This window comes from Bacillus sp. EKM202B (assembly GCF_011066025.1).
Classification (GTDB): domain Bacteria; phylum Bacillota; class Bacilli; order Bacillales; family Bacillaceae_G; genus Bacillus_A; species Bacillus_A toyonensis.
Window position 1 is genome coordinate 199,370 of sequence record NZ_JAAMNK010000001.1, and the last position, 24,799, is coordinate 224,168.

The window sequence follows — 24,799 nt, forward strand, 5'->3', positions numbered from 1 at the left end:
CAAATCCTCCTCTTATTGAAGCGGCTCCTTCTCCATTACACTTGAAATTGTAGGAATTACTTCTTTCGCTACCATTTCTCTCGTTTGACGAATCGCACTAAATATCGATTGGTCATTTGAAGAACCGTGAGCCTTAATGACAGGAGCTTTCAATCCAAACAATGCCGCTCCTCCATACTCCGAATAATCCATTTTATCTTTTAATACCATAAGTTTTGGTTTTAATACCGCTGCTGCTAATTTGCTCGTAAACGAACTCATTAATTGCTCTTTTAACATAGAGAATAGCGCAAGTGCTGTTCCTTCTAGTGATTTTAGAGCTACGTTCCCTGTAAAACCATCACACACAACAACATCTGCTACACCTTGCAATAAATCTCTTGATTCAACGTTTCCAACAAAATTAATTGGTGCATCTTTGAGCATAGCAAAGACCTGTTTTGAAAGCTCGTTTCCTTTTCCATCCTCTGTTCCAACATTTAAAAGTCCAACACGAGGGTTTTTAATTCCTCTTACCTTCTCTGCGTAAACAGAACCCATCACTGCATATTGATATAAATGAACTGGTTTTGCATCAACGTTTGCTCCAACATCTAACATAACAAAACCTTCTCCATCAACAGTTGGCATTGTCGGTGATAAAGCTGGTCGTTCAATTCCTTCCATACGACCGACAACAAATAATCCTGCTGCCATTAAAGCCCCTGTACTACCTGCTGATATACAAGCATCTGCAATACCATCTTTCACTTGCTGCGCTGCTAGTACCATTGAAGCTTGTTTTTTTCGACGAACCGCCCTTACTGGCTCATCTGTCGATTCAATTTTTTCGTCTGTATGAAGGATAGTAATTCGCTCTTCACTCGTTAAGTATTGACGGATTTCTGCTTCTTTCCCTACTAACGTAATATGTAAATCTGAATATTCCTTAATAGCTTTCATTGCTCCTAATACTACAGCCTTTGGAGCGTGATCTCCGCCCATTGCATCTATTGCGATTTTCATAAGTTGTTACCTTCCTCACTATTATTACTAGATCGATACATTTCAAAAGTGCCTGTAAAAACAAGTTCTTCTCCAACAAAGCTACGCACTTTGACAACCGTCCGTCCTTTATCATTCTCTACATCTTCAACGCGCGCTTTTGCAACTACACGTTCTCCTAATTTTACAGGACGAATGTATCGAATGGTAGACTTTGCAGTTAAAGCTAATTCTTCATCAATAACTGCAACAGCTAGTGAGTTTGCTTGCGCAAACAAATGATGCCCACGAGCAATTTGATTTCTTTTAAATACATGTTCTACCTTTACTTCAAAGATAGATATCGCATGTCTATCTAATTCTATATCGATAATTTCTCCGACAACCTCTTCTAACGGTAAAGATTTCACATCTTCTTCATGTTGTTTTGTAGCCACATGCTTAATTCGTTCTCTCAATTCAGGAATAGATAACTCCATACGATCCAGACGAACAGTCTGTATGCTCACTTGAAATTTTTCTGCTAAATCTTCATCCGTTATAAAAGGATTCGTTTCTATTGTTTGTTGTAATAATTCTTGTCTTTCTTTTTTACTTCTTCTCTTTTTCATACCGCACCATCCATTTTTATGACTAGGTACTAACAGTAGTATATAATCATTAAAAGTAGAATGCAACAAAAACTTTTGCAGACTACTTTTAATCGAGCTTCTCTCCCTGGAACACACCTGTTCCGTCAAGATAAGTACGCAACGAAGCATACTGATCATTATGCCAAAACGCTTCTGAATCAACTAGTATCGCCGCATCTTGTCTCGCTGTTTCTAACGCCCGATAATCATGTACCATATCAGCAACCTTAAATTCTGGTAGACCACTTTGCTTACTTCCAAAGAAATCCCCAGGACCTCGTAACTCTAAATCTTTTTCTGACAATACAAATCCATCATTTGTTTCAGTCATAATACGCATTCTTTCTTTTCCAGTTTCTGATTTCGGGTCTGCAATTAATAAGCAATATGATTGTTCACTACCACGCCCAACACGCCCCCTGAGCTGATGAAGCTGCGATAAACCGAAACGCTCCGCGTCATAAATAACCATAACAGTCGCATTTGGTACATTCACACCTACTTCAACAACTGTTGTCGAAACAAGAATTTGCACTTTATTTTCACTAAACTGTCCCATTATCTCTTCTTTTTCTTGAGATGATAGTCTCCCATGCATTAATCCAACTTGGCACTTACCTTGATAATGATGAGTCAGCATACTATGTAAATCGATAGCATTTTGTACATCAAGTTTCTCAGACTCTTCAATAAGAGGACAAATAACATATGCCTGTCTTCCTTTTTTTATCTCTTTCTCCACAAAGCCGAGAACACGGTCTAACATATCATGTTTTGCCCAATACGTTTCGATTACCTTTCTACCAGCTGGCATTTCATCGATAATAGAAACGTCCATCTCTCCAAATGCCGTAATAGCTAACGTTCGCGGAATTGGGGTTGCCGTCATAAACAATACATCTGGACTTTCACCTTTCTCACGTAAAACCCGGCGCTGCGCTACACCAAATCGATGCTGTTCATCGGTAATAACGAGACCTAACCTATGAAATATAACTTCATCTTGAATTAAAGCGTGCGTCCCAACAAGGATATCTACTTCTCCCTGCTCTAATCTCGCCAAAATTTCCCGACGTCTCGCACCCTTAACAGAACTCGTTAACAGTTCAACCGTCATACCGAAATGAGAAAACGTCTCCGCAAGCGACTGATAATGTTGTTCGGCTAAAATTTCTGTAGGAACCATTAAAGCACCTTGATAATGAGCTAATTTTGCGGCATAGAGACCAATCGCAGCAACAACTGTTTTCCCAGAACCAACGTCACCTTGCAACAGCCTGTTCATCCGATAAGGAGATGTCATATCCTTTAAAATTTCATCTACAACCCGGCGCTGCGCACCAGTTAACGGAAACGGAAGTGCATCGATAAATTCTTGTAATTCTGTTGACGAGATTTCCTTCTTCGTACCTTTTGAATTTTCTCTCTCCATTTTCCTTAGTGTTTGCATTTTTAGCTGAAATAAGAAAAACTCCTCATATACAAAACGGCGACGAGCTTGCTTTAAATCTTCTTGCCCTACCGGAAAATGCAACGCCCTGAGTGCTTCATAACGTGGTAATAATTTATACCGATTTAACAAACCATCTGGTAGCACTTCGACTATAGAATCTCCATACTCCTTTAGCGCTTGTGCAATAAAACGGCGCATCTGTTTTACTGTAAGCTTTCCTTTCACTGAATATACAGGCTCTACTTCTTGTTGTCGAACAACCGGTCCAAAATGAAGCTCTGATACAGCAATTGTTTGACGATGTTGATCCCATTTACCAGTAATCGTTACCGTTTCATCCAAATTTAACTTTTGCTTATAGTAAGGTCTATTAAAACATACAGCCGTAATTAAATAACGACCGACGAGAACACGAACTGTAAGACGTGATTTTTTCTTACCATAGTATTGTAGTAACGGAGCACTATGAACTTTCCCTTCAACTGTTACACGCTCATCATGCTTTACTTCAGCAAGATCTTTCATCGCATAATCTTCATAACGGTACGGAAAATGCTCTAATAGATGAGAAACTGTATAAATTCCCATCTCGTGTAGTAATTCAGATGTTTCTCCTCCGATTCCCTTTACATCTGTAACAGGAACTTGTACAACTTCATTCAAGATTCTCACACTCCGTCACATTATTTTCTTTGTTACACTCTATTTGAGTATCAATTAACATCTGCAATCGCTATCTTTCACCTTATATATTCTATCATAGGCATTCTAAGAGAAACTACTCAAATCCCTTATACACAACAAGTAAAAAAGAGCCTCACTATTAGCAGCAAGGCTCTTTTCTTTATTCCATATGCTAGCCTTTTGAATAAAAACTAGTAATAACGTTCACATTACTACTTCTGATCCATTAGCAAGTAAGTGATCCATTTATTTTCAAAACGAATCTTTTTTATTCTACAGAGAAGATGAAAGAATACACCGGTTGATTCCCAGCATGCACTTCTACTTCAGCATCTTCAAATTTCTCTTCTACAAATGCAACTAACTCAGCTACTTCTTCATCAGTTGCATCTTCACCTTGTAGAATCGTTACGATTTCAGACTCTTCATCAATCAATGCTTCTAATAATTGCTTTGCAGCTCCTACTTTTTCAGCATTTGTTGATACGATTTTTCCATCTGCAATGCACATGAAATCGTCTTTTTGAATTGCTACACCGTCAATTTCCGTATCACGAACAGCATACGTAATTTGACCCGTTTTCACATGAGATAAAGCTTCTTTCATGTTTTCTTCATTTTCTTCTAACGTTCCAACTGGATTAAATGCTAACATTGCAGCCATACCTTGAGGAACTGTTTTTGAACGAATAACAATAACTTCTTGATCAACAACTGACGCTGCTTGTTCTGCTGCCATCACGATGTTTCCGTTATTTGGTAAGATGATGATTTTTTCAGCATTCGCCTCTTCAATCGCCTTCACAATATCCTCCGTACTCGGATTCATCGTTTGGCCACCTTCGATTACTTTCGTTGCACCAATGCTCTCAAATAAAGTTTTAATACCAGATCCCATAGCTACAGTTACGATACCATATGGTTGTTTTTCTTTCGATTGAGTTGTTTGCTCAGGAACCATAGTAGGTTCATCTAATAAAGCGGTATGCTGTTCACGCATATTTTCTACTTTAATCTTAATTAAACTACCATAGCGTTGCCCATAATTCATAGGATCTCCAGGATGTTCCGCATGAATATGAACCTTAACAACCTCATCATCTGATACAACAAGTAGTGAATCTCCGTATACACTAATATCTTCACGGAATTTTTGTTCAGAGAAATTATGTTCCTTCATTTTTTCAGGCTCTAATTTCACCATGAATTCCGTGCAATATCCATACTTTATATCTTCTGTACTCAATTGGCTTTGTACACTACGGTGATGTTCTGCGCGTACCATGTCATTCATAGATGGTTGGGCAGACACATCAGAAGAAATTGTTTCTCCTTTTAAGTCAGCTAAAAATCCTTCATATACAACAACAAGACCTTTACCACCGCTATCTACAACGCCAACTTGTTTTAATACAGGTAATAAATCTGGCGTACGATTTAACGATGCATTGGCTTCTTTCACAACGTCTTCCATAAACAAAACAAAGTCGCGCTGTTTTTTCGCAACTGTCACTGCATATTTACCCGTTTCTCTTGCAACCGTTAAAATCGTTCCTTCAATCGGTTTCATAACCGCTTTGTAAGCCGCTTCTACCCCAGCATCTAAAGCTGCAGCAAAATCAACTGTTGTTAATTCTTCTTTTTGTTCAATGGATTTTGAAAAACCACGGAATAACTGAGATAAAATAACGCCAGAGTTACCACGAGCTCCCATTAATAATCCTTTGGCTAAACTTACACCGACTTTACCAGCGTGCTGTGAAGGATTTGCTTTCACTTCACGTGCGCCTGAAGTCATTGATAAGTTCATGTTTGTACCGGTATCGCCATCTGGAACTGGAAATACGTTTAATGCATCAACAAGCTGAACATTATTTGTTAAATTATTCGCTCCTTGCATGATCATTTGTGATAAACGTTTCCCATCAATTTTTTGAATTGACACAGATTTTCCTCCTTAATGCACATTACAAGTTTATTACTTTAACTCCTTGTACGTAGATGTTTACAGAATCTACTGCTAGTCCTACAGTTTGATCTAATGTATATTTCACTTTCGTCTGCACGTTATGTGCTACTTCTGAAATTTTCGTACCATAGCTCACAATAATATACATATCAATATGTACTTCATCTTCATCTTTACGAACAATAACACCTCTAGTGAAGTTTTCTTTTCGTAAAATGTCTGTTAATCCATCTTTTAACTGATTTTTTGATGCCATACCTACGATACCGTAGCAATCTACCGCGGCACCTCCAGCAATTGTTGCAATTACATCTGTACTAATATCAATTTGACCGTACTTCGTTTTAATTTCAATTGACATCTCGTTTCCCCCTTCATAAATGGTGAAAGTGAGCTAGACTACTTTAGTTACTATCATATAATCTTTTCAAAGAAAATTCCATCGTTCTTTCTTTTCACTCTCATATTTTATGTTTTATACTACACTTTTCTATGATGAGCAAAATAGTCCATTGTTATTATACAACATGTACCACTATAATATGTCAAGCAAATTTTCTTGATTTCAACTTTTCTTCACTTACATATAGTGTCAAGTAATTTTTCTTGATTTCTTTTTTCTACAGTGTTGCATTCTCTTTTTAGTTGTGTTAAATTATAGTAGTGTTTTTAGCATCGCAAAAAAGACTAACATTGAAAAATTACGTATGGTAAGGTGTCAAGGGAGGGAAATATAAATGGCTCGTGTTTGTGCTATCACTGGAAGAAAAGCTCGTTCTGGTAACTCTCGTTCTCACGCAATGAACGCTACAAAACGTAAATGGGGCGCTAACCTTCAAAAAGTTCGCGTACGCATCGACGGTAAAGTTCAACGTGTTTACGTTTCTGCTAGAGCATTAAAATCTGGCAAAATCGAACGTGTTTAATAATAAAAAAAAGAGCCGCTAGGCTCTTTTTTTACTATACCAATGGAAAAAGCACCTATTATCGGTGCTTTTTTTAGTCTTTTTTGAAGGTGTTTAACATCGCACGAACAATTCCACCAAGAAATTTAGGTAACTTAATTGTATAAAATCTCATGGTTTCCCTCCTAATCCCCTTTACTCCACTTGCCCACTATATGATGCAAGGAGCAAAATTGTTTCTTCAATCAGTGCTTCTTATCATCATTAATATGCCAGATGCGAATGAAAAAGTACCTTTTTCCTCAATGAGTTCATTACTAATACAAAGTGTCGATCCCCACTCTATCGTTTTATTAGTAAGAGGGTACTTAAATCCTTGTAGTGTAATACCTTCTACACTTTCAGTAACTGGCACAAATGATACATAGGGGAAATTTTTATTTATTCCAATTGTATATGTACCAACTTTTTTCACCATTATTTCATTTTTATTATCCACAATACACATTTCCACTTTTGCTTCTAAACCCTTTAAAAGCATCTGTATATTTGCTAAACCATGATCCAACCGCCCACCAGTTGCACCAAAAATACGAATTAATTTGGGGTTCTGTTCTAAAGCCCAACTAATTGCAATCTCTAAATCCGTTTGATCTTTTTCTCGTGGAACAATATGTAATTCATCTGTTTGCTGTCCCATCCATACTAATTCTTCTTCAGTTACTGAATCGTAATCTCCGAACGCAACAGATGGAGTAATCCCTCTTTTTAGTAAATGGTACACTCCTCTATCAACCGCCGCCCACACTACTTCTTCATTTTCATATCGAGAAAAATCTGCGCAATATTCTGCAGGGCCTCCTGCTAAAATATGAATAATCATTTTTCCTTCCCCTTCTATTGTAAAAAGGCAATCTGCCATTCGGTAGATTGCCTTTTTACATATTTTTCGCTCTATCCTGTCTAAATAGTGAAGTCTTACTAAACCCGAAACTTCACTAGGATAGGGATCTGTTCATTCATTATCCACGAATGATACGGATCGCTTCACCGCGGTCTTTTTGATTGTATACCGCTGATCCAGCTACAAGTACATTCGCTCCTGCTTCAACACAAAGTCTTGCCGTTTCAGCGTTGACACCACCATCAACTTCAATTTCGACTTCTAGATTTCGCTCTTTAACCATTTCTGCAACTTGTTTAATTTTCGGTAATACAGAATGGATAAATTTCTGTCCACCAAATCCAGGATTCACCGTCATAAGTAATACCATATCTATATCTTCTAACACATGCTCAATCACCGAAACTGGCGTATGTGGATTTAATACAACCCCTGCTTTAATGCCATGAGATTTAATTAACTGAATTGTACGATGTAAATGAGGACACGCCTCTACATGAACAGTAATAATATCCGCTCCCGCTTTCGCGAAAGTTGGGATATAGTTATCAGGATTTTCAATCATTAAATGCACATCTAACGGTAATGATGTAATCGGACGGATCGCTTCTACAATTAATGGCCCAATCGTAATATTCGGTACAAAATGCCCGTCCATTACATCGACATGAATGTAATCAGCTCCGCCTTTTTCTACATCTTTAATTTCTTCCCCTAATTTTGAAAAATCTGCTGATAAGATCGATGGTGCAATTTTAATCATAACTAATACCTCGGCTTTCTCTCTCTAATTTCTTCTACGAATTGTTGGTAATTCTTATAACGATATTCTGTAATCTTTCCTTCTTCAACCGCAGCTTTCACCGCACATTTCGGTTCAGAAAGATGTGTACACCCTCTAAATTTACAGTATTGGCTCGCTTCTTTCAACTCAGGAAAACAATATGTAAGATCTTCTACCTCTATATCTATGAAATCAAGTGAACTAAAACCAGGTGTATCCGCAACAAGTCCACTTCCAACTGCAATTAATTCCACGTGTCTTGTCGTATGTTTTCCGCGTCCTAAATGTGAGGAAATATCATTTGTTTTTAGTTCTAAATCCGGACGTAATACGTTAAGCATCGAAGATTTCCCAACACCTGATTGGCCAGCAACGACAGAAACACAACCTTCTAAAAATGGTTTTAAAATAGCAATACTTTCCGATGTATTTATAGAAGTAAATAATACATCATAACCCATTTCACGATAATCATTTGCATAAGCTTCAACGGTTTCTCGCATCTTTTCATCAACTAAATCCATCTTACTAATACAAATAATCGGCTTAATGTTATGATATTCAATCAGCACTAAAAATCGATCTAACAGTCCAGGATTAAAATCTGGTTCTACTGCAGAGAAAACAAGGATTGCTTGATCCACATTAGCAATAGGAGGCCTAACAAGTTCATTTTTTCGATCAAATACTTCAAGCACGTAGCCTTCCGTTGGGTTATCTGCTTGAAAAACGACTTGGTCTCCTACAAGTGGTGTAATTTTATTTTTTCTAAATACACCACGCCCACGACATTGTGTAATCCCTTCTTCATGTTGTACATAATAAAATCCACTTAAAGCTTTTACAATTTTTCCTTCTGGCATATAATTCTCCTTTATTTTGTATAAAGTGAAGCTGTAATTAAAACGAATAGACTAGAGTTCTTTAAACAATTATTTTAAAACCCACCAATATATAACCAGGTTCATATATTTAATCTCTACCATCAATTCGAAATATTTTTTACAACAATATCACTTGTATAGCTTTTTGAATCATATATTTTTGCCTGTTATACAGTCCACCTTGTAGACAGCATAACAGGCGAGGGTAATGCATTCCATTCTCTATAAAAAGAAAATGGAATTCACTATTATTGAGTTGGATATGGTACTTCCTTATCGATAATCGTTACTCCATCCCGTACGATTTTATAGTGACCCTTTGAGCCTTCTTGAATTACAAATTCTAAAGAAATTGTTGCCGACTCTGAAATCGTTCTAGTTTCAATTGGTCTATCCATCTTTTGTTGCATATCTTCTTTATAAATTTCTATTGTTTGCGGTTTTTTCTCACCTATTATAGAAGACTCATATGGGATAGAAATGTTATCCACCTTCACTGTTTTTGTTACTTTCGGCTTAGGGCCATTCGAGATGATAAGTGTCACTTTATCTCCTTCTTTTAACGGAGTTCCTGGTTTTGGCGATTGCGAAATTACAAGACCTTTATCAACCGTATCTGAATACTCTCGTTTTATATCTGGAGTTAATTTTCTCTCATTCAAATCACCAGTTGCACTATTTTCAGTCCATCTTGAAAAATCACCTGGTCTATTTTGATAAGGACCTTTACTTATCCAAACTTTCAGTTCTTGCTCCGCCTCTACAACCATTTGATCAGGTGTCGGTATTTGTTCTACAATTTCACCTTTTGGTTTATCATTTTCAATATAATTTTCAGTAACCTGTTTATATCTTTCTTCTAACTCGGGTTTTACACTCTCAAAGTTTTGACCTGTAAAATCCTTCATCTTACTTTTCTTTTTTCCACCTGATTGATAGATAGTAATTTTAGAACTTTCCTTCACTACCCTTCCTGCTACAGGATCAGTTTTTATTACATCTCCAGCTTCCACATCATCTGTATATACAATATTAGGTTCTGTCACTTCAAAACCTTTTTCTACCAATTTATTTACAGCTGTCGTATATTTCATACCAGCCACATCAGGAACTTTTACATCTTTCGGAATAAAGAATCCCGGAATAACAGTAAGAGCTAATGTTATTCCAATTGCTAAAAGTAAAAATGTCGTAATTAAAACCTTAATCCATTTATTACTTCGTTTTTTCTTCTTATCTAATTCAGTATGTTCTTTTCTTTTTGGTTCATCCACTTTACTTCCACTTAAAACAATCGTTTCATCAGTTACATTTTCAAATAATTGTTCTTGTTGGATAATTGGAATCGCTTTCGTCGCTTCCATATCTTCTGGTATGTAAAATGGCTGTTCATTAATTCGTTCTGGATATAAAGCCGTTTCAATATCTCGTTTCATCGCATTAGCAGATTGGTATCGATGGAACGGATCTTTAGCAGTTGCCTTTAATATAATATTCTCAACACTTTGCGGAATATTTTCATTCCATCTTCTTGGAGACGGTATTTCACTTTGTAAATGTTTTAAAGCTATTGCAACAGCAGATTCACCAGAAAACGGTTGTCTTCCTGTTAACAATTCGAACATAACAATACCAAGCGAATAAATATCTGATTGTTTATTTGCTATCCCGCCGCGCGCTTGTTCTGGTGATAAATAATGCACCGAACCAAGTACTGAATTTGTATGTGTAATAGTTGTTGCACTTGTAGCTGTCGCAATTCCAAAATCTGTTACTTTTACTACTCCATCAGCTCGAATTAAAATATTGTGCGGTTTTATATCACGATGCACAATTTCAAAATGATGAGCGTGTGCCATGGCGGATGTTAATTGCTCCATAATATCAAGAGCTTCCCCTATAGGTAACATCCCTTGCTCAATTATGTATTGCTTTAATGTTTGTCCAGGTACATACTCCATTACAAGATAATATATACCATCTTCTTCTCCAACATCATACATATTCACAATATTTGGATGCGACAACGTTGTAACAGATTGCGCTTCTCGATGGAAACGTTTAATAAACTCTTCGTTATTGGAATAGTCGAGTCTTAATATTTTCACCGCTACATCTCGGCCGAGTATGTCATCATGAGCTAAATATACATTGGCCATCCCTCCACCGCCAATCATTTTTAGCAGCTTATAACGGTCATTTAAGCGTTTTCCAATCAGCACGTTGCACTTCACCTACTTTCGTTTGTCGAATCCGCATAATCAATAAGAACAAGAGTAATATTATCCTCTCCACCACGATCATTCGCCAATTGAATGAGACTTTGCACCTTAGCTTCGAGCTGTTCATTTAACTGTAAAATTTGTTGCATATCAGTCATAGGGACTTTATTAGACAATCCATCAGAGCAAAGAAGCAATTGATCATCTTCTTCAAGTACCAATGTTTTAACATCTAATCCGACTTTTTCTTCTGTTCCTAGCGCTCTTAACAAAACATTTTTTTTCGGGTGGTATTCTGCATCTTCCTTTGAAATTTCACCATGTCTCACAAGTTCATTTACAAGTGAATGATCTTCCGTTACGAGCGACATTACTCCCTCTGATACCATATAACAACGACTATCTCCTATATGACCTATTGTTACAAAATTAGGCGTACAAATTGCTATGATAATCGTTGTTCCCATACCATCACACTCTACGTGTTGTTTAGAATATTCAAAAATGCGTTCATTAATAATTCCAACACTAGTATGTAACCACTCTTCTACTTTTTTAGGCTCATTCATATTATGCGTTTGCTTCCAATAATCATGGAATAATTGAATGGCCATCGAACTAGCTACATCGCCAGCTCGATGACCTCCCATTCCATCTGCTACTACCGCTAAAATATTTCCATCTAAATTGTGAAAAACTCCTGCACTATCTTCATTATGTTGACGAACTTTCCCTTTATCCGATAGAAACACGGCTTTCATCTCGTCACCTCGTCTCTTCTTTGCGCTCCTTCGCACGCAACTGACCGCAGGCAGCATCAATATCGTGACCTTGTTCACGGCGAATTGTTACATTCACTCCACGATCTTTAAGCGTTTTTTCAAATAAGAAAATTTGCTCACGTGGTGTTCGTACGTAATCACGTTCTGGTACGTAGTTAACCGGAATTAAGTTCACATGACACTTTACACCTTTTAAGAGCGCAGCAAGTTCTTCAGCGTGCTCAACTTGGTCATTTTCTCCTCCAAATAGTCCATATTCAAATGTAATACGACGCCCTGTTCTATTTACATAGTATTTAATAGCTTCCATTAAATCAGGTAGCTTATAAGCACGGTTAATCGGCATTAATTTTGAACGTAATTCTGAATTTGGAGCATGCAATGAAATCGCAAAATTAATTTGTAACTCTTCTTCAGCAAACTTGTAAATTTTCGGAATAATACCACTCGTCGAAACTGTCATATGTCTTGCACCAATATGAAGTCCTTTTTCATGGTTAGTGATGCGTAAAAATCCCATTAAATTATCATAGTTATCAAATGGTTCTCCAATTCCCATAACAACAAGAGAACTTACACGTTCTTCCGTTTCATCAAGCGCGCGTTGCACTTCTACTACTTGCGCTACAATTTCTCCAGCTTCTAGGTTTCGTTTTAACCCGCCAAGTGTAGAAGCACAGAACGTACAGCCAATACGACAACCAACTTGTGTTGTTACACAAATAGAATTTCCGTATTCATGTCGCATTAATACCGTTTCAATAGAATATCCATCATATAACTGGAATAAGAATTTAATCGTTCCATCCGAAGACGTTTGTTTTACTAACGTGTTTAAAGTAGTAATATCAAAGGAATTCGACAATTTATCACGCAATCCTTTAGAAAGGTTTGACATATCCTCATAATTTTTTACACGTTTTTTATATAGCCAGTCAAAAATTTGTCCAGCACGGAACTTCGGTTCTCCTTGTTCCTTTAACCAATCTTGCATTTCATGAAGTTGTAAAGAGTAAATTGATGGTTTTTTCGTTTCTACATTTTTCTTTTGTTTTTTTACAGTCGTTTCCATGATGCTACACCTTCTTCCTTAAACAAGCAATATAAAAGCCATCCGTTGCAAAATAATGCGGTAAAATTTGTACTTGACCTTCATTAATATACGGACTTAATTTTTCTGGCATACGTTCTTTTATCGTAGTATCCCATTCAAATTCAGGATGTTCTTTTAAAAATTTATCTATTACTTGTTCATTTTCTATTTTCTCAATTGTGCACGTACTATAAACAAGACGACCGCCTTGTTTTAATAATGGTGCTATCTTTTCTAATATCGCAAGTTGAATCGTCGATAATCTTTCACTATCGCCTTTATCTTTTCCTAACTTAATATCAGGTTTACGTCTAATTACCCCAAATCCAGAACATGGTGCATCTACTAATATTTTATCAAAAGTTTCATTTGCAAAGTGCTCTTGCACTTTTCTAGCATCTAACGCTTTTGTTTCTATATTTTCTAGACCAAGTCGCTCTGCTTGTTGTTTAATTAAACGCACTTTATGCGCGTGTAAATCAAGAGACATTACTTTACCAGTTCCCTTTAAACGCTCAGCTATATGCGTAGTTTTACCACCAGGAGCAGCACAACTATCAAGAACTGTCTCTCCCTCATTCGGTTCTAAAGCACGTGCAACAAGCATAGAGCTTTCATCTTGAATAGAAAGGAACCCTTTTTTAAACGCTTCTGTATGCGCTACATTCCCTCTTTCAATTTGAATTGCATCATCTGACAAATCGCCAGACTTTGCTTCTATTCCTTCACTTGCCAACAACTCAATTGCTTCTTCTACCGTTACTTTATCAACGTTCACACGTGCTGTAGGTACTGGTGGTAACATGTTTACTTCACACATTTTCTCTGCTGTCTCTAAACCATATTCAGATGCCCAATCTTGTACTAACCAAACTGGGTGACTCGTTGCAATTGCAAGACGTTCCACTGGATCTTTGATTTCATCTAATGAAGGTACACCTTCTCGCTGAATTGAACGCAATACTCCGTTCACCATGCCTGAAATCCCTTTATGCCCACGACGCTTTGCTATTTCAACCGCTTCATGAATAGCGGCTCTTTCTGGCACTCGGTCCAAATATATCATTTGATATAAAGATAAGCGAAGCAACACTCTTACCCACGCCTCAACCTTCTTTTTTAAAAAGGGCTGTAAATAATAATCTAATGTGTCACGACGTTGAATCGTTCCATATACAATTTCAGTTAATAAACCAATATCTTTTCTATCAATTGCATTTTTTTCAATTAGATTATTTAAAAGTAAGTTACTATATGCACCACTTTTTTCTACTTGAATTAAACCATCAAGAGCTAATTCACGAACATTTTGTCTCATGCATTTTCTCCTAACTTCGTGCCAATTTCAGGTTTTGTCCCACGTAAAAATTGTGAACAACTCATACGCTTTTTACCCGACGGTTGCAATTCAGTAATTTTAACACCTGTTTCATTCCCTGTTGCAACAACAAATCCATCTTCTTCAAGACCAACTATTGTACCTGGTTCAGCTTTCGCTTCTAGAGAAACTTTCTCTCCCCACCATACTTTAACAACTTGTTCTGCTAAAGTCGTATATGCAACTGGCCATGGGTTCAATCCGCGAATGTGATTGTATACTTCTTCACCTGTTTTTGTCCAATCAATTTTCTCTTGCTCACGTTTTATATTATATGCGAATGTCACTTCATCTTCATTTTGTTTAATCGGTTCTAACTTACCTTGAATTAATAAAGGTACTGTTTTAGATAGAAGATGTGCACCGGCTTCACTTAACTTATCAAATAACGAGCCCGTCGTTTCACGCTCTTCAATTTCCACTTCTACTTGCGTTAAAATATCACCAGCGTCTAATTTTTCTACCATATACATAATTGTAATTCCTGTTTTTTCTTTACCTTCCATAATTGCATAATGAATCGGTGCACCACCGCGTAGTTCTGGAAGTAAAGAGGCATGGACATTAATACATCCGTACTTTGGCGCTTCTAAAATTTCGTTTGGTACAATCTGACCGAACGCAGCTGTTACAATTAAATCCGCCTCTAATGCTAATACTTTTTCATATTCGTCTTTTTCACGAATTTTCAGTGGTTGTAACACCGGAATACCATGTTTCTCCGCTTCAACTTTAACAGGTGTAGGTGTTAATACTTTTTTTCTACCTACCGGACGATCTGGTTGCGTCACAACACCTACTACATCATAGCCATCTTCGATAAGACGACGAAGCACCGGCACTGAAAAGTCCGGTGTTCCCATAAATACTACTTTAATCATTTAAAAACCGCTCCTTTTAACACCTATTCTAATTCGTTTTCTTCATAATATCTTGTCACTTTCGATGTAAATAGAACACCGTGTAAATGATCGATTTCATGTTGAATTGCACGCGCTAAAAATCCTTCCGCTTCTAATAAAAACACTTTACCTCGGCGATTCTGTGCTCTAACTTTAATATAATCTGCACGTTCCACTTCACCATAAAGTCCCGGGAAGCTTAAACAGCCTTCGGGACCTACTTGTTCACCACGTTTTTCTAATATTGATGGATTGATTAACTCGATTTTCCCAGTATCATCATCGACATCAACAACTGCTACTTGCAAGCTTACCCCTACTTGAGGTGCAGCTAAACCGACTCCGTCCGCCATTAACATTGTTTCATGCATATCTTTCAACAATTTCACTAACTTTTTATCAAAGTTAATTACTCTTTCACATGGTGTTTCTAACACTTCATTTGGATGCTTTACTATTTCTAAAACTGCCATATTTCCCTCCGCTACATTAACATTGTTGGATTAAAATCAATTGAGATTTGTAGCTCTTTTTGCATTTCTGCTTGATAATGTTCATTTACCATTTTGAGCACGTTCTTTAAGTTTGGTTCCCGTTTGTATTTTATCATGCATTGGTAACGATATCTATCTTTTATCCTTGGAATTGCTGAAGCAACTGGCCCTAAAACCATCGTTTGCTGCGAACAATGCATTCGTAAATGACCGACAATTTTTTCCGTCACTTGCACTGCCTTTAATAATTCTGGATGAGATACCGTTACAAGTACAACATAGTAATAAGGTGGATATTGTCTTGTTCGTCTCATTTGCATTTCTTGGTCAAAAAACACATCATATTGCTGGTTCTTTGCTAACTCTATACTATAATGTTCTGGCGTATACGTTTGAATTACAACTTCCCCTGGCAATTCATGTCTACCTGCCCGTCCACTTACTTGCGTCAATAATTGATATGTTTTTTCACTCGCCCGAAAATCAGGTAAGTGAAGCATCGTATCTGCAGTTAAAACACCAACGAGCGTTACTTTCGGAAAATCAAGTCCTTTGGCGATCATTTGTGTCCCGAGTAATATATCTGCTTTCTCTTCACCAAATGCCTTTAATAACTTCTCATGCATTCCTTTGCGACTTGTCGTATCTACGTCCATTCGAATGACTCGCGCTTCTGGAAATAGTTTTGTAATTTCTTCTTCTACTTTTTGTGTGCCTGTACCAAAGAAACGAATATATGTACTTTGACAAGCTGGACACGCAGTTGGCATATTCTCCTCATAACTGCAATAATGACATTTTAAACGATGGTTCATTTTATGATACGTCAGCGAAATATCACAATGTGGACATTGTACAACATACCCGCAATCACGACACATCACAAATGTTGAATGACCTCTCCTATTTAAAAAGAGAACCATTTGTTCTTTCTTTTCTAGTCGATCTGCTATTTTTTCATGCAACGCCTTCGAAAACATTGATCGATTCCCGTCGCGAAGTTCTTCACGCATGTCAACAATTTCTACTGTTGGTAAAGCTTGTTCGTTCATACGTTTTTCCATCGTTAATAGTTCATAAACACCTTTTGTCGCTCTTGCAAACGATTCAAGTGTAGGCGTTGCACTTCCAAGAACGATTGGACATTTATGATATTGCCCTCTCCACACCGCTACATCTCTTGCATGATACTTCGGGTTATCTTCTTGCTTATAACTCGATTCATGCTCTTCATCAATAATAATAATCCCTAAATTTTCAAAAGGAGCAAAAATAGCTGAACGGGCACCAACTACCACTTTCACTTCTTTTCTTAAAATCTTACGCCATTCATCATATTTTTCACCAACAGACAGTGCACTATGAAGAACCGCTACTTGCGAGCCAAATCTACCTTTAAAACGATCTACCATTTGAGGCGTTAGCGCAATTTCAGGAACGAGTACAATAGCTTCTTTTTCCTTCTTCAGCACCGCTGCTATAGATTGTAAATATACTTCTGTCTTTCCGCTTCCTGTAACACCATATAGTAAAAATGGATTGTAAGTTTCATTTGTAATTGATGATAAAATAGGTGTAATAACTTGCTTTTGTTCCTCTGTAAGTGGAAATGGTTTCGTTTGTTCAAAATCATCATCGTCATACGGATTCCGGTATACTTCCACATATTTTTCTGAGATTAGCCCCTTTTTAACAAGTGATTTTATTGGAGCATCTGTTATTTGTAGCTCTTCTGTTAACAATTTCAACGGTACACTTTTATAATTTTCCACAAAATAATAAAGTACATCTTGTTGTTTTTTACTTTTCAATTCAAATGCAGCTAATTCTAATTTATCTTCCGGCAACTCTGGCTGAACGACTCTTTGTTTCTTCTTCTGCACTTTATCTTTCACTTGATATACGACTTCCATCGTACCATTTTTAATTTCTTGTTGAATAGCGCGGTATAAATGTGGCTGCGCCTCAATAACTTCCCAATCGATTGCTTCCTTATCCTGAAATAAATACAGTATTGCAGGTGCTACTTCTTCTTGTTTACGAAGTTGTAGACGCTTTTTATACGTTGCTTTTATCGCTGTCGGAAGCATGACTTGAAATGCTGAAATCATATAACATAACGTTTCACTTGTAAGCCAATATCCAAGCTTTAATAATTCATCATTTAAAACCGGTGTTACATCTAATATTTCATGGATTGTCTTTAATTTCTTACTTTCCACGTCAACCGAATCTTTAATCTCAATAATAAAACCTTGCAATTTTCTTGGACCAAATGGAACTACTACACGCATTCCTGTCTGTACAATATCTTCCCATTTTCTAGGGATAATGTAATCAAACGGTCTATCTGTCTGACGGGCAGGTACATCAACAATTACACTTGCAAATTTCATAAACGATCATCTTCTAACATCATTTCAATTTGCTTTAATATTTCGCGAGCTACCTCTTTCTTCGTTAAAAGTGGCAACTCAATAACTTTTCCATCTTTTCTATACATTGTTACAATGTTCGTATCTGTGCCAAATCCAGCTCCTTGCGCTTTTACATCATTCGCAACAATCATATTCGCATTTTTCTCACGTAACTTTTTCGTTGCGTATTCCTCTACGTTTGTCGTTTCAGCAGCAAAACCGATAAGTAACTGTTTACCCTTCTTCTCACCTAGCGTTTTTAAAATATCTACCGTTCTCTCTAATTCAATTACAGCATCACCATTCTGCTTTTTCATTTTATTATCAAGAACATATTTCGGGCGATAATCTGCAACAGCTGCTGTTTTGATGACAACATCTACATTTTGATAATGTTGAAGGACTGCTTCTAACATATCCTGCGCTGAATCCACTTGTATCGTTGTTACATGTAGTGGCGGATTTAATGCCGTCGGCCCCGAAACAAGTATGACATCAGCCCCTAAGTTCGCTGCTACTTCTGCAATCGCATACCCCATTTTTCCAGAAGAAAAATTCGTCATAAAACGAACTGGATCAATCTTTTCACGCGTCGGGCCAGCAGTTATTAACATTTTCTTACCTTGTAGTGGTTTTTGTTCCGTGAATGCTTCTTCTAACCGCGCAATAATTGCTTCAGGTTCCTCTAGTCTTCCCTTCGCTACATAACCACACGCTAAAAAGCCTTCCCCAGGCTCAATAAATGTATATCCTAACGTTTTTAACGTCATCATATTTTTTTGAACAATTTTATTTTCGTACATATGCACATTCATAGCAGGTGCAATCCATACTGGAGCTGTAGTAGCTAACAAAGTAGTTGTAATCATATCATCCGCAATACCACCAGCTAACTTCCCGATACAATTGGCTGTAGCAGGTGCAACAAGTACTACATCTGCCCAATCTGCTAAATCGATATGAGCAATAACAGCTGAGTCTTTCTCATCGAATGTATCTGTATATACATCATGACGAGAAAGTGCTTGGAATGTAAGAGGCGTAACAAACTTTATTGCCGACTCACTCATGATCACCTTTACAATAGCACCAGCTTGTGTCAATTTACTAGTTAACGCAGCCGCTTTAAAGACCGCAATGCCTCCTGTTACACATAGGAGTATCTTTTTCCCTTTTAGCATATGGCTCGTCCTCTTTCTTTTTCAAACTTATAATACTGAAACAGGTTTCTCAGCTCTTCAGTACCAATATTTCATCCTATCGTAAAAAAATAACAACCTACTTGTAAATAGGTTGTTACCGTTACATAGAAAATTATAAAGTCTATGTTTTAATTTGTCGAAAATAATATCTTAATCAATTATTTTGCCTTCGCTTGGTACATATTTTAACACTTCTACATCGATTTCTTCTAATGCTTTACCTACACATTTATGAGAAACAGGTTGTTCAATAACACAGTTGTTAGCAAGTTGCATTTCACGTGCACGCTTTGCAGCTACTGTTACAAGTGTATATTTAGAATCGATTTTTGTTAATAATGAATCAATTGATGGATTTAACATAATTATAGACCCTCCGTCATTTCTTTATAATATTTTGCTACTCTTTCGCGGCGGCAATGTTCACCAACCACAATTGCTTTAATTCTATCACAAGCTAATTCAACTTGATCATTTTCTACAACATAGTCGTAAGCGTCCATCATTTCGATTTCTTCTTTCGCTACAGTTAAGCGATTTTCAATAACATCTTCAGTTTCTGTACCACGGCCGACAATTCGGTTTTTTAGCTCAGATAAACTTGGGGGTGCTAAGAAAATAAATACACCTTCTGGGAAAGCTTTCTTAACTTGAATTGCTCCTTGCACTTCAATTTCTAAGAATACATCTTTTCCTTCTTGTAATGTTTTTTCAACATAGTCAATCGGTGTTCCGTAATAATTACCTACGAACTCAGCCCACTCAAGTAATTTTTCATTACGAATCATTTCCTCAAATTCTTCTCTCTCTTTAAAGAAATAATCCACACCATCTACTTCACCTTCACGCGGCTTACGTGTCGTTACTGAAATAGAGTATTGAAAACGTGTATCCTCATGGCTAAACAGCTCTTTTCGAACCGTTCCTTTACCAACCCCAGAAGGTCCTGAAAGAACGATGAGCAATCCTCTTCTACTTCTCATAAATATGTAAAACCTACCCTTCCTCACTTAAATCTTCTTTATTATTCAAACGATGTGCAATCGTCTCTGGCTGAATTGGACTTAATACAACATGCCCATCATCCATAACAATAACCGCCCTTGTTTTTCTCCCATACGTAGCATCTAGTAAAGCATTATGTTCACGTGCTTCCTGTACTGTTCGTTTAATAGGAGCTGACTCCGGACTTACAATAGCAATAATTCGATGAGCAGATACAATATTTCCGTATCCAATATTTAAAAACCGCATGGCCATAGTTTGCGCCTCCTAGTAAGTCTATCCGATTTCTCCACCACGTATAACTTTATATATTTTTTGAAAGCTACTCAATATTTTGTACTTGTTCACGAATTTTTTCAAGGTTATTTTTCATTTCTACAACATATTTTGAAATTGTTAAGTCATTTGCCTTCGAACCAATCGTATTAATTTCTCGATGCATCTCTTGCACGATGAAGTCCATTTTTCTTCCAACAGGCTCTTCAATCTGCAGTGTTTCACGAAATTGTTCTAAATGACTTTGTAAACGAACTAACTCTTCATGAATATCACAACGCTCTGCAAACATCGCGACTTCTGTTAGCAATCTTTGTTCGTCTAGATCTTGATTATGTAATTCCTTTAAGCGATTTTCTAATCGTTCACGATATTTTTGTGTAACAATCGGTGCATGTGGAATAATTGCATTTACACAATTGTGAATCTCTTGTAAACGATACGCCATATCTTTATGTAATCGTTCTCCTTCGCCATCTCTCATCGTTTTCAACATTTGAGCAGCTTGGCGAACAGCCTCATATAAACTATTCTCAAATTGTTCATTTACGTTTTCTATTTCTTCAATTGCCGTTACTTCTGGCATTGCCATTAATTGCCCAAGTGTAATAGAATCTTGCAATTGAAATTTTCCTTTTATATCTTCCATCATCGATTGGTACTGCTTGAGAAGCGACCAATTCACACTTAATTTTCTTTCAACAAGCCCTTCACCCGTTATACTAATAGACACTTCAATGCGCCCACGTCGAACTTGCTGTGCGATTATTTTACGAATTTTGTCTTCAAATACCATCATTTGCTTCGGAAGTCGAATACTCATCTCAAGAAAACGGTGGTTCACCGATTTCATTTCTACTGTAATCTGAAAAGTATCACTTTCTACTTTCGACCTTCCAAACCCTGTCATACTAGAAATCATTTTTATCACATCCAAGCCATGAAATAACTCAATGAAAAAGGTAATAGAGACAAGGCCCTACTACCTTCTGTAAATTATATCACATTTTCATATCATTGACTATTTCAAGTTTAATCCCTTCTTATATAAAAGTGGCTTTTTCTCCTTACCTTTTTTCCTTGTTAATAAAGAACCTACTAATAAGAAAGTCGGAATTGATGACAAACCTCCAATTAACAACCAATCTCTTGCTTGTATTGGCATTGTACTAAAAATTGGTTGTAACGGTGGATAATAAATAACAACGAGCATTAACAACAATGAAATGATAACAGCCCCTACTAAATACACGTTCCCAAATGGATTGCGATGAAAGACAGAATGTTCACTTCGGCAATCAAACACATGAATAAGTTGCGCAAGTACCAAAGTCGCAAATGCTACTGTCTGTGCATATTTCAGTTCATTCGGATGTTGATTATATGCGATAATAAACGCTACTAACGTCACTGCTCCAATGAGGAACCCTCGACTTATAATTTTCCAGGCAAGCCCTCTGGCGAATACTCCCTCTTTCGGATGCCGCGGCGTTCTCTTCATCACATCTCCTTCCGCCTTATCCAAACCTAATGCCATCGCTGGTAAACCGTCGGTAACTAAGTTCACCCATAATATTTGAATTGGAACCATCGGCAATGGCAGTGCCAGTAACATCGCAAATAACATAACTAAAATTTCGCCGACGTTTGATGCTAACAAATATCGAATAAACTTTCGAATATTTTCGTATATGTTTCTACCTTCTTTAATCGCTGATTTAATCGTCGCAAAGTTATCATCTAACAATACAAGCGAAGAAGCTTCTTTCGCAACGTCTGTTCCTGTAATACCCATCGCTATCCCAATATCCGCTGTTTTTATAGCTGGTGCATCGTTTACTCCATCTCCTGTCATCGCTACTATATGCCCATTATTTTGCAATGATTTAACAATTTTTAATTTATGTTCTGGTGATACACGAGCAAATACGTAAGTATCTTCTACAACATTTTCTAGTTCCTCTATATCCATATTTGCTAGCTCAACACCTTCCACCACACGACCTCCTGGTGGTAAAACCCCTAATTGTTCCGCAATCGCCATCGCTGTTACTTTATGATCTCCTGTAATCATCACTGTTCGAATACCAGCTTCTTTACACTCTTTTACCGCCTGCGCTACCTCTGGTCTTGGCGGATCGATCATACCTTGTATCCCGATTAACATAAAATCTTTTTCAACATCTCTCTCATGTTCAGTGGAATCTGTTACTTTTAATGGCTTAAATGCAACCGCAATTGTTCGAAGCGCTTGGCTACCTAAACTATGAATAGCCGCCTGTACTTCTTTTCTATATAACTCACTCATCGGTTGCTGCTTATCACCCCATAAGATTGTTTGGCTCATTTGCAGGAGGACGTCTGGAGCTCCTTTCGTAACAACAAACTTTTTCCCATCTCGATCACGGATAATAACACTCATCATCTTTCGAGTCGAATCAAATGGGAACTCACGAATAATCTCGAACTTCCCTTTCAGTGCATCACGTGTTATTCCCGCTTTCATTGCTGCAGCTACAAGTGCTCCCTCTGTTGGATCCCCATCTAATACATACGCCTTTTTCTTTTGAATAATATTCGCATTGTTACATAGTGAACCGAATGTAAGTAGCTGATAAAGCGCTTTTGTCTCAGCTGGATTAACTTCTATTTCACCTTTCATAAAAGATCCATTAGGTTCATATCCTTGACCAGTCACTTTCCACAACTCTCCACCTGACCACATATGTGTTACCATCATTTTGTTTTGTGTCATTGTTCCTGTTTTATCAGAACAAATTACAGAAGCACAACCTAATGTTTCTACAGCTGGTAACTTTCTTACAATTGCTCTCTTTTTTATCATACGCTGTACACCAAGTGATAAAGCTACTGTAACGATTGCGGGCAATCCTTCTGGAATAGCAGCAACAGCTAAGGATACACCTGCTAAAAACATATGGTATACTTCATTCCCTTGATACACACCTGCTAATACAACGAGTGCTGTCAAAATAAGAGCTACAATAATTAATATTTTCCCGAGTTGCTCTAATCTTCTTTGCAGTGGTGTTTCCATTTGCTCTGCATTTTGCAACATATTTGCAATTTGGCCCATTGCGGTATTCATACCAGTCGCTACAACGACTCCTGTTCCAGATCCTCGCGTAATCATCGTACCCATAAAAGCCATATTTTTTTGATCACCAATTGAAACATCTTGCCCTTGCAATGCTTCTATCTTCTTTTGTACAGGTACTGACTCTCCTGTCAGGGCAGACTCTTCGATATATAAACTCGATGCCTCAACGAGACGGACGTCAGCCCCAATACGATCACCACTGGAAAATTTAATAACATCACCTAAAACAAGTGCTTTAGATGGTGCCTTTACCCACTTTCCATTCCTCATTACCGTAACTTGCGGGGCGGCTAGTTCTTTTAAAGCTTCCAATGATTTTTCAGCCTTTCTTTCTTGAAAAAAACCTAGAATACCATTGATAATGACAATGGCAACAATAGCTATAGAATCAATATATTCACCTAAAAATGCAGAAACAATTGTTGCTCCAAATAAAACAAGTACCATAAAATCTTTAAATTGTGCTAAAAATACCATTAGTGCAGAAGGCCTTTTTGCTTCTTCTAATTCATTTGTACCAAATTTCTTAATTCGCCCTTCTGCTTCTTTCTCTGTAAGTCCAACCTTTACATTCGTATTCGTTCTTTCTTCCACTTCATGTGCCCGCATTCCATACCAGTTCATCCTGCCATCGACCTCCTGATTCCAGACATACTCTATTGAAAGCTTATTCAGCCTCGTCCAAAAAAATGCTATAATTAACTTTTA

Annotated in this window: 23 protein-coding genes; 1 reads left to right on the forward strand and 22 read right to left on the reverse strand. The window is 37.2% G+C overall.

Annotation, left to right across the window (positions count from 1 at the left end; translation table 11 throughout):
• Window positions 1-12 precede the first annotated feature (12 nt).
• The 5 genes from plsX to G9F74_RS01030 all read right to left on the reverse strand — a co-directional run bounded on the left by plsX (window position 13) and on the right by G9F74_RS01030 (window position 6,083).
• Complete coding sequence (gene plsX / locus G9F74_RS01010; protein ID WP_000684090.1) at window positions 13-1,005, reverse strand: phosphate acyltransferase PlsX; 993 nt, start codon at window positions 1,003-1,005, stop codon at window positions 13-15.
• Window positions 1,002-1,595 (reverse strand): transcription factor FapR, encoded by a 594-nt coding sequence (fapR, locus tag G9F74_RS01015; protein ID WP_000747351.1) that lies wholly within the window; start codon window positions 1,593-1,595, stop codon window positions 1,002-1,004. The genes plsX and fapR overlap by 4 nt, the downstream gene beginning before the upstream one ends.
• An 88-nt stretch (window positions 1,596-1,683) precedes the next feature.
• The gene (gene recG, locus G9F74_RS01020) at window positions 1,684-3,732 is read right to left on the reverse strand and encodes an ATP-dependent DNA helicase RecG (RefSeq protein ID WP_016109023.1); all 2,049 of its coding nucleotides are present in this window, start codon (window positions 3,730-3,732) and stop codon (window positions 1,684-1,686) included.
• A 289-nt stretch (window positions 3,733-4,021) separates the two neighbouring features.
• The gene (locus tag G9F74_RS01025; RefSeq protein WP_000027119.1) at window positions 4,022-5,698 is read right to left on the reverse strand and encodes a DAK2 domain-containing protein; all 1,677 of its coding nucleotides are present in this window, start codon (window positions 5,696-5,698) and stop codon (window positions 4,022-4,024) included.
• A 22-nt stretch (window positions 5,699-5,720) separates the two neighbouring features.
• Window positions 5,721-6,083, reverse strand: coding sequence for an Asp23/Gls24 family envelope stress response protein (locus tag G9F74_RS01030; protein WP_000021109.1), 363 nt, complete (start codon window positions 6,081-6,083; stop codon window positions 5,721-5,723).
• Window positions 6,084-6,459: 376 nt separating this feature from the next.
• Here G9F74_RS01030 and rpmB point away from each other — a divergent pair, with 376 nt between their 5' ends.
• Window positions 6,460-6,648: a 50S ribosomal protein L28 gene (gene rpmB, locus G9F74_RS01035; protein ID WP_000124776.1), complete on the forward strand. Its 189-nt coding sequence runs from the start codon at window positions 6,460-6,462 to the stop codon at window positions 6,646-6,648.
• Window positions 6,649-6,721: 73 nt separating this feature from the next.
• Here rpmB and spoVM read toward each other — a convergent pair whose 3' ends face one another.
• The 17 genes from spoVM to G9F74_RS01120 form a co-directional block, all read right to left on the reverse strand.
• Complete coding sequence (spoVM, locus tag G9F74_RS01040) at window positions 6,722-6,802, reverse strand: stage V sporulation protein SpoVM (RefSeq protein WP_001213599.1); 81 nt, start codon at window positions 6,800-6,802, stop codon at window positions 6,722-6,724.
• Window positions 6,803-6,868: 66 nt separating this feature from the next.
• On the reverse strand, window positions 6,869-7,549 hold the full coding sequence (locus tag G9F74_RS01045) for a thiamine diphosphokinase (RefSeq protein WP_016109024.1): 681 nt from the start codon (window positions 7,547-7,549) through the stop codon (window positions 6,869-6,871).
• Between the two features lie 100 nt (window positions 7,550-7,649).
• Window positions 7,650-8,294 (reverse strand): ribulose-phosphate 3-epimerase, encoded by a 645-nt coding sequence (rpe, locus tag G9F74_RS01050; protein WP_000589965.1) that lies wholly within the window; start codon window positions 8,292-8,294, stop codon window positions 7,650-7,652.
• Window positions 8,295-8,296: 2 nt separating this feature from the next.
• Complete coding sequence (gene rsgA, locus G9F74_RS01055; protein ID WP_001113944.1) at window positions 8,297-9,178, reverse strand: ribosome small subunit-dependent GTPase A; 882 nt, start codon at window positions 9,176-9,178, stop codon at window positions 8,297-8,299.
• A gap of 269 nt (window positions 9,179-9,447) precedes the next feature.
• On the reverse strand, window positions 9,448-11,421 hold the full coding sequence (gene prkC, locus G9F74_RS01060; RefSeq protein ID WP_000904738.1) for a serine/threonine protein kinase PrkC: 1,974 nt from the start codon (window positions 11,419-11,421) through the stop codon (window positions 9,448-9,450).
• An 8-nt stretch (window positions 11,422-11,429) separates the two neighbouring features.
• Window positions 11,430-12,182 carry a Stp1/IreP family PP2C-type Ser/Thr phosphatase gene (locus tag G9F74_RS01065; protein WP_000648690.1) on the reverse strand — a complete coding sequence of 251 codons (753 nt, stop codon included), beginning with the start codon at window positions 12,180-12,182 and terminating at the stop codon, window positions 11,430-11,432.
• Between the two features lie 4 nt (window positions 12,183-12,186).
• Window positions 12,187-13,275, reverse strand: a complete 1,089-nt coding sequence (gene rlmN, locus G9F74_RS01070) for a dual-specificity RNA methyltransferase RlmN (protein ID WP_000450536.1) — start codon at window positions 13,273-13,275, stop codon at window positions 12,187-12,189.
• A 4-nt stretch (window positions 13,276-13,279) separates the two neighbouring features.
• Window positions 13,280-14,614, reverse strand: coding sequence for a 16S rRNA (cytosine(967)-C(5))-methyltransferase RsmB (gene rsmB / locus G9F74_RS01075; RefSeq protein WP_001249657.1), 1,335 nt, complete (start codon window positions 14,612-14,614; stop codon window positions 13,280-13,282).
• A complete protein-coding gene (gene fmt, locus G9F74_RS01080) occupies window positions 14,611-15,555 on the reverse strand; it encodes a methionyl-tRNA formyltransferase (RefSeq protein WP_000598798.1) in 945 nt (314 codons plus the stop codon). The genes rsmB and fmt overlap by 4 nt, the downstream gene beginning before the upstream one ends.
• Window positions 15,556-15,578: 23 nt before the next feature.
• Complete coding sequence (gene def / locus G9F74_RS01085) at window positions 15,579-16,049, reverse strand: peptide deformylase (RefSeq protein ID WP_000279472.1); 471 nt, start codon at window positions 16,047-16,049, stop codon at window positions 15,579-15,581.
• A gap of 11 nt (window positions 16,050-16,060) precedes the next feature.
• Window positions 16,061-18,466 carry a primosomal protein N' gene (gene priA, locus G9F74_RS01090; protein ID WP_000666740.1) on the reverse strand — a complete coding sequence of 802 codons (2,406 nt, stop codon included), beginning with the start codon at window positions 18,464-18,466 and terminating at the stop codon, window positions 16,061-16,063.
• Window positions 18,463-19,668 (reverse strand): bifunctional phosphopantothenoylcysteine decarboxylase/phosphopantothenate--cysteine ligase CoaBC, encoded by a 1,206-nt coding sequence (gene coaBC, locus G9F74_RS01095; protein ID WP_016109025.1) that lies wholly within the window; start codon window positions 19,666-19,668, stop codon window positions 18,463-18,465. The genes priA and coaBC overlap by 4 nt, the downstream gene beginning before the upstream one ends.
• Before the next feature lie 171 nt (window positions 19,669-19,839).
• Window positions 19,840-20,052 (reverse strand): DNA-directed RNA polymerase subunit omega, encoded by a 213-nt coding sequence (gene rpoZ, locus G9F74_RS01100; protein ID WP_000933967.1) that lies wholly within the window; start codon window positions 20,050-20,052, stop codon window positions 19,840-19,842.
• Between the two features lie 2 nt (window positions 20,053-20,054).
• Window positions 20,055-20,672, reverse strand: coding sequence for a guanylate kinase (gene gmk / locus G9F74_RS01105; RefSeq protein WP_001257739.1), 618 nt, complete (start codon window positions 20,670-20,672; stop codon window positions 20,055-20,057).
• 13 nt (window positions 20,673-20,685) lie between these two features.
• Complete coding sequence (remA, locus tag G9F74_RS01110; RefSeq protein ID WP_001251456.1) at window positions 20,686-20,949, reverse strand: extracellular matrix/biofilm regulator RemA; 264 nt, start codon at window positions 20,947-20,949, stop codon at window positions 20,686-20,688.
• 67 nt (window positions 20,950-21,016) lie between these two features.
• Window positions 21,017-21,892, reverse strand: a complete 876-nt coding sequence (locus tag G9F74_RS01115) for a YicC/YloC family endoribonuclease (RefSeq protein ID WP_000625871.1) — start codon at window positions 21,890-21,892, stop codon at window positions 21,017-21,019.
• 99 nt (window positions 21,893-21,991) lie between these two features.
• A complete protein-coding gene (locus tag G9F74_RS01120; protein ID WP_016109026.1) occupies window positions 21,992-24,715 on the reverse strand; it encodes a calcium-translocating P-type ATPase, SERCA-type in 2,724 nt (907 codons plus the stop codon).
• Between the last annotated feature and the right edge of the window lie 84 nt (window positions 24,716-24,799).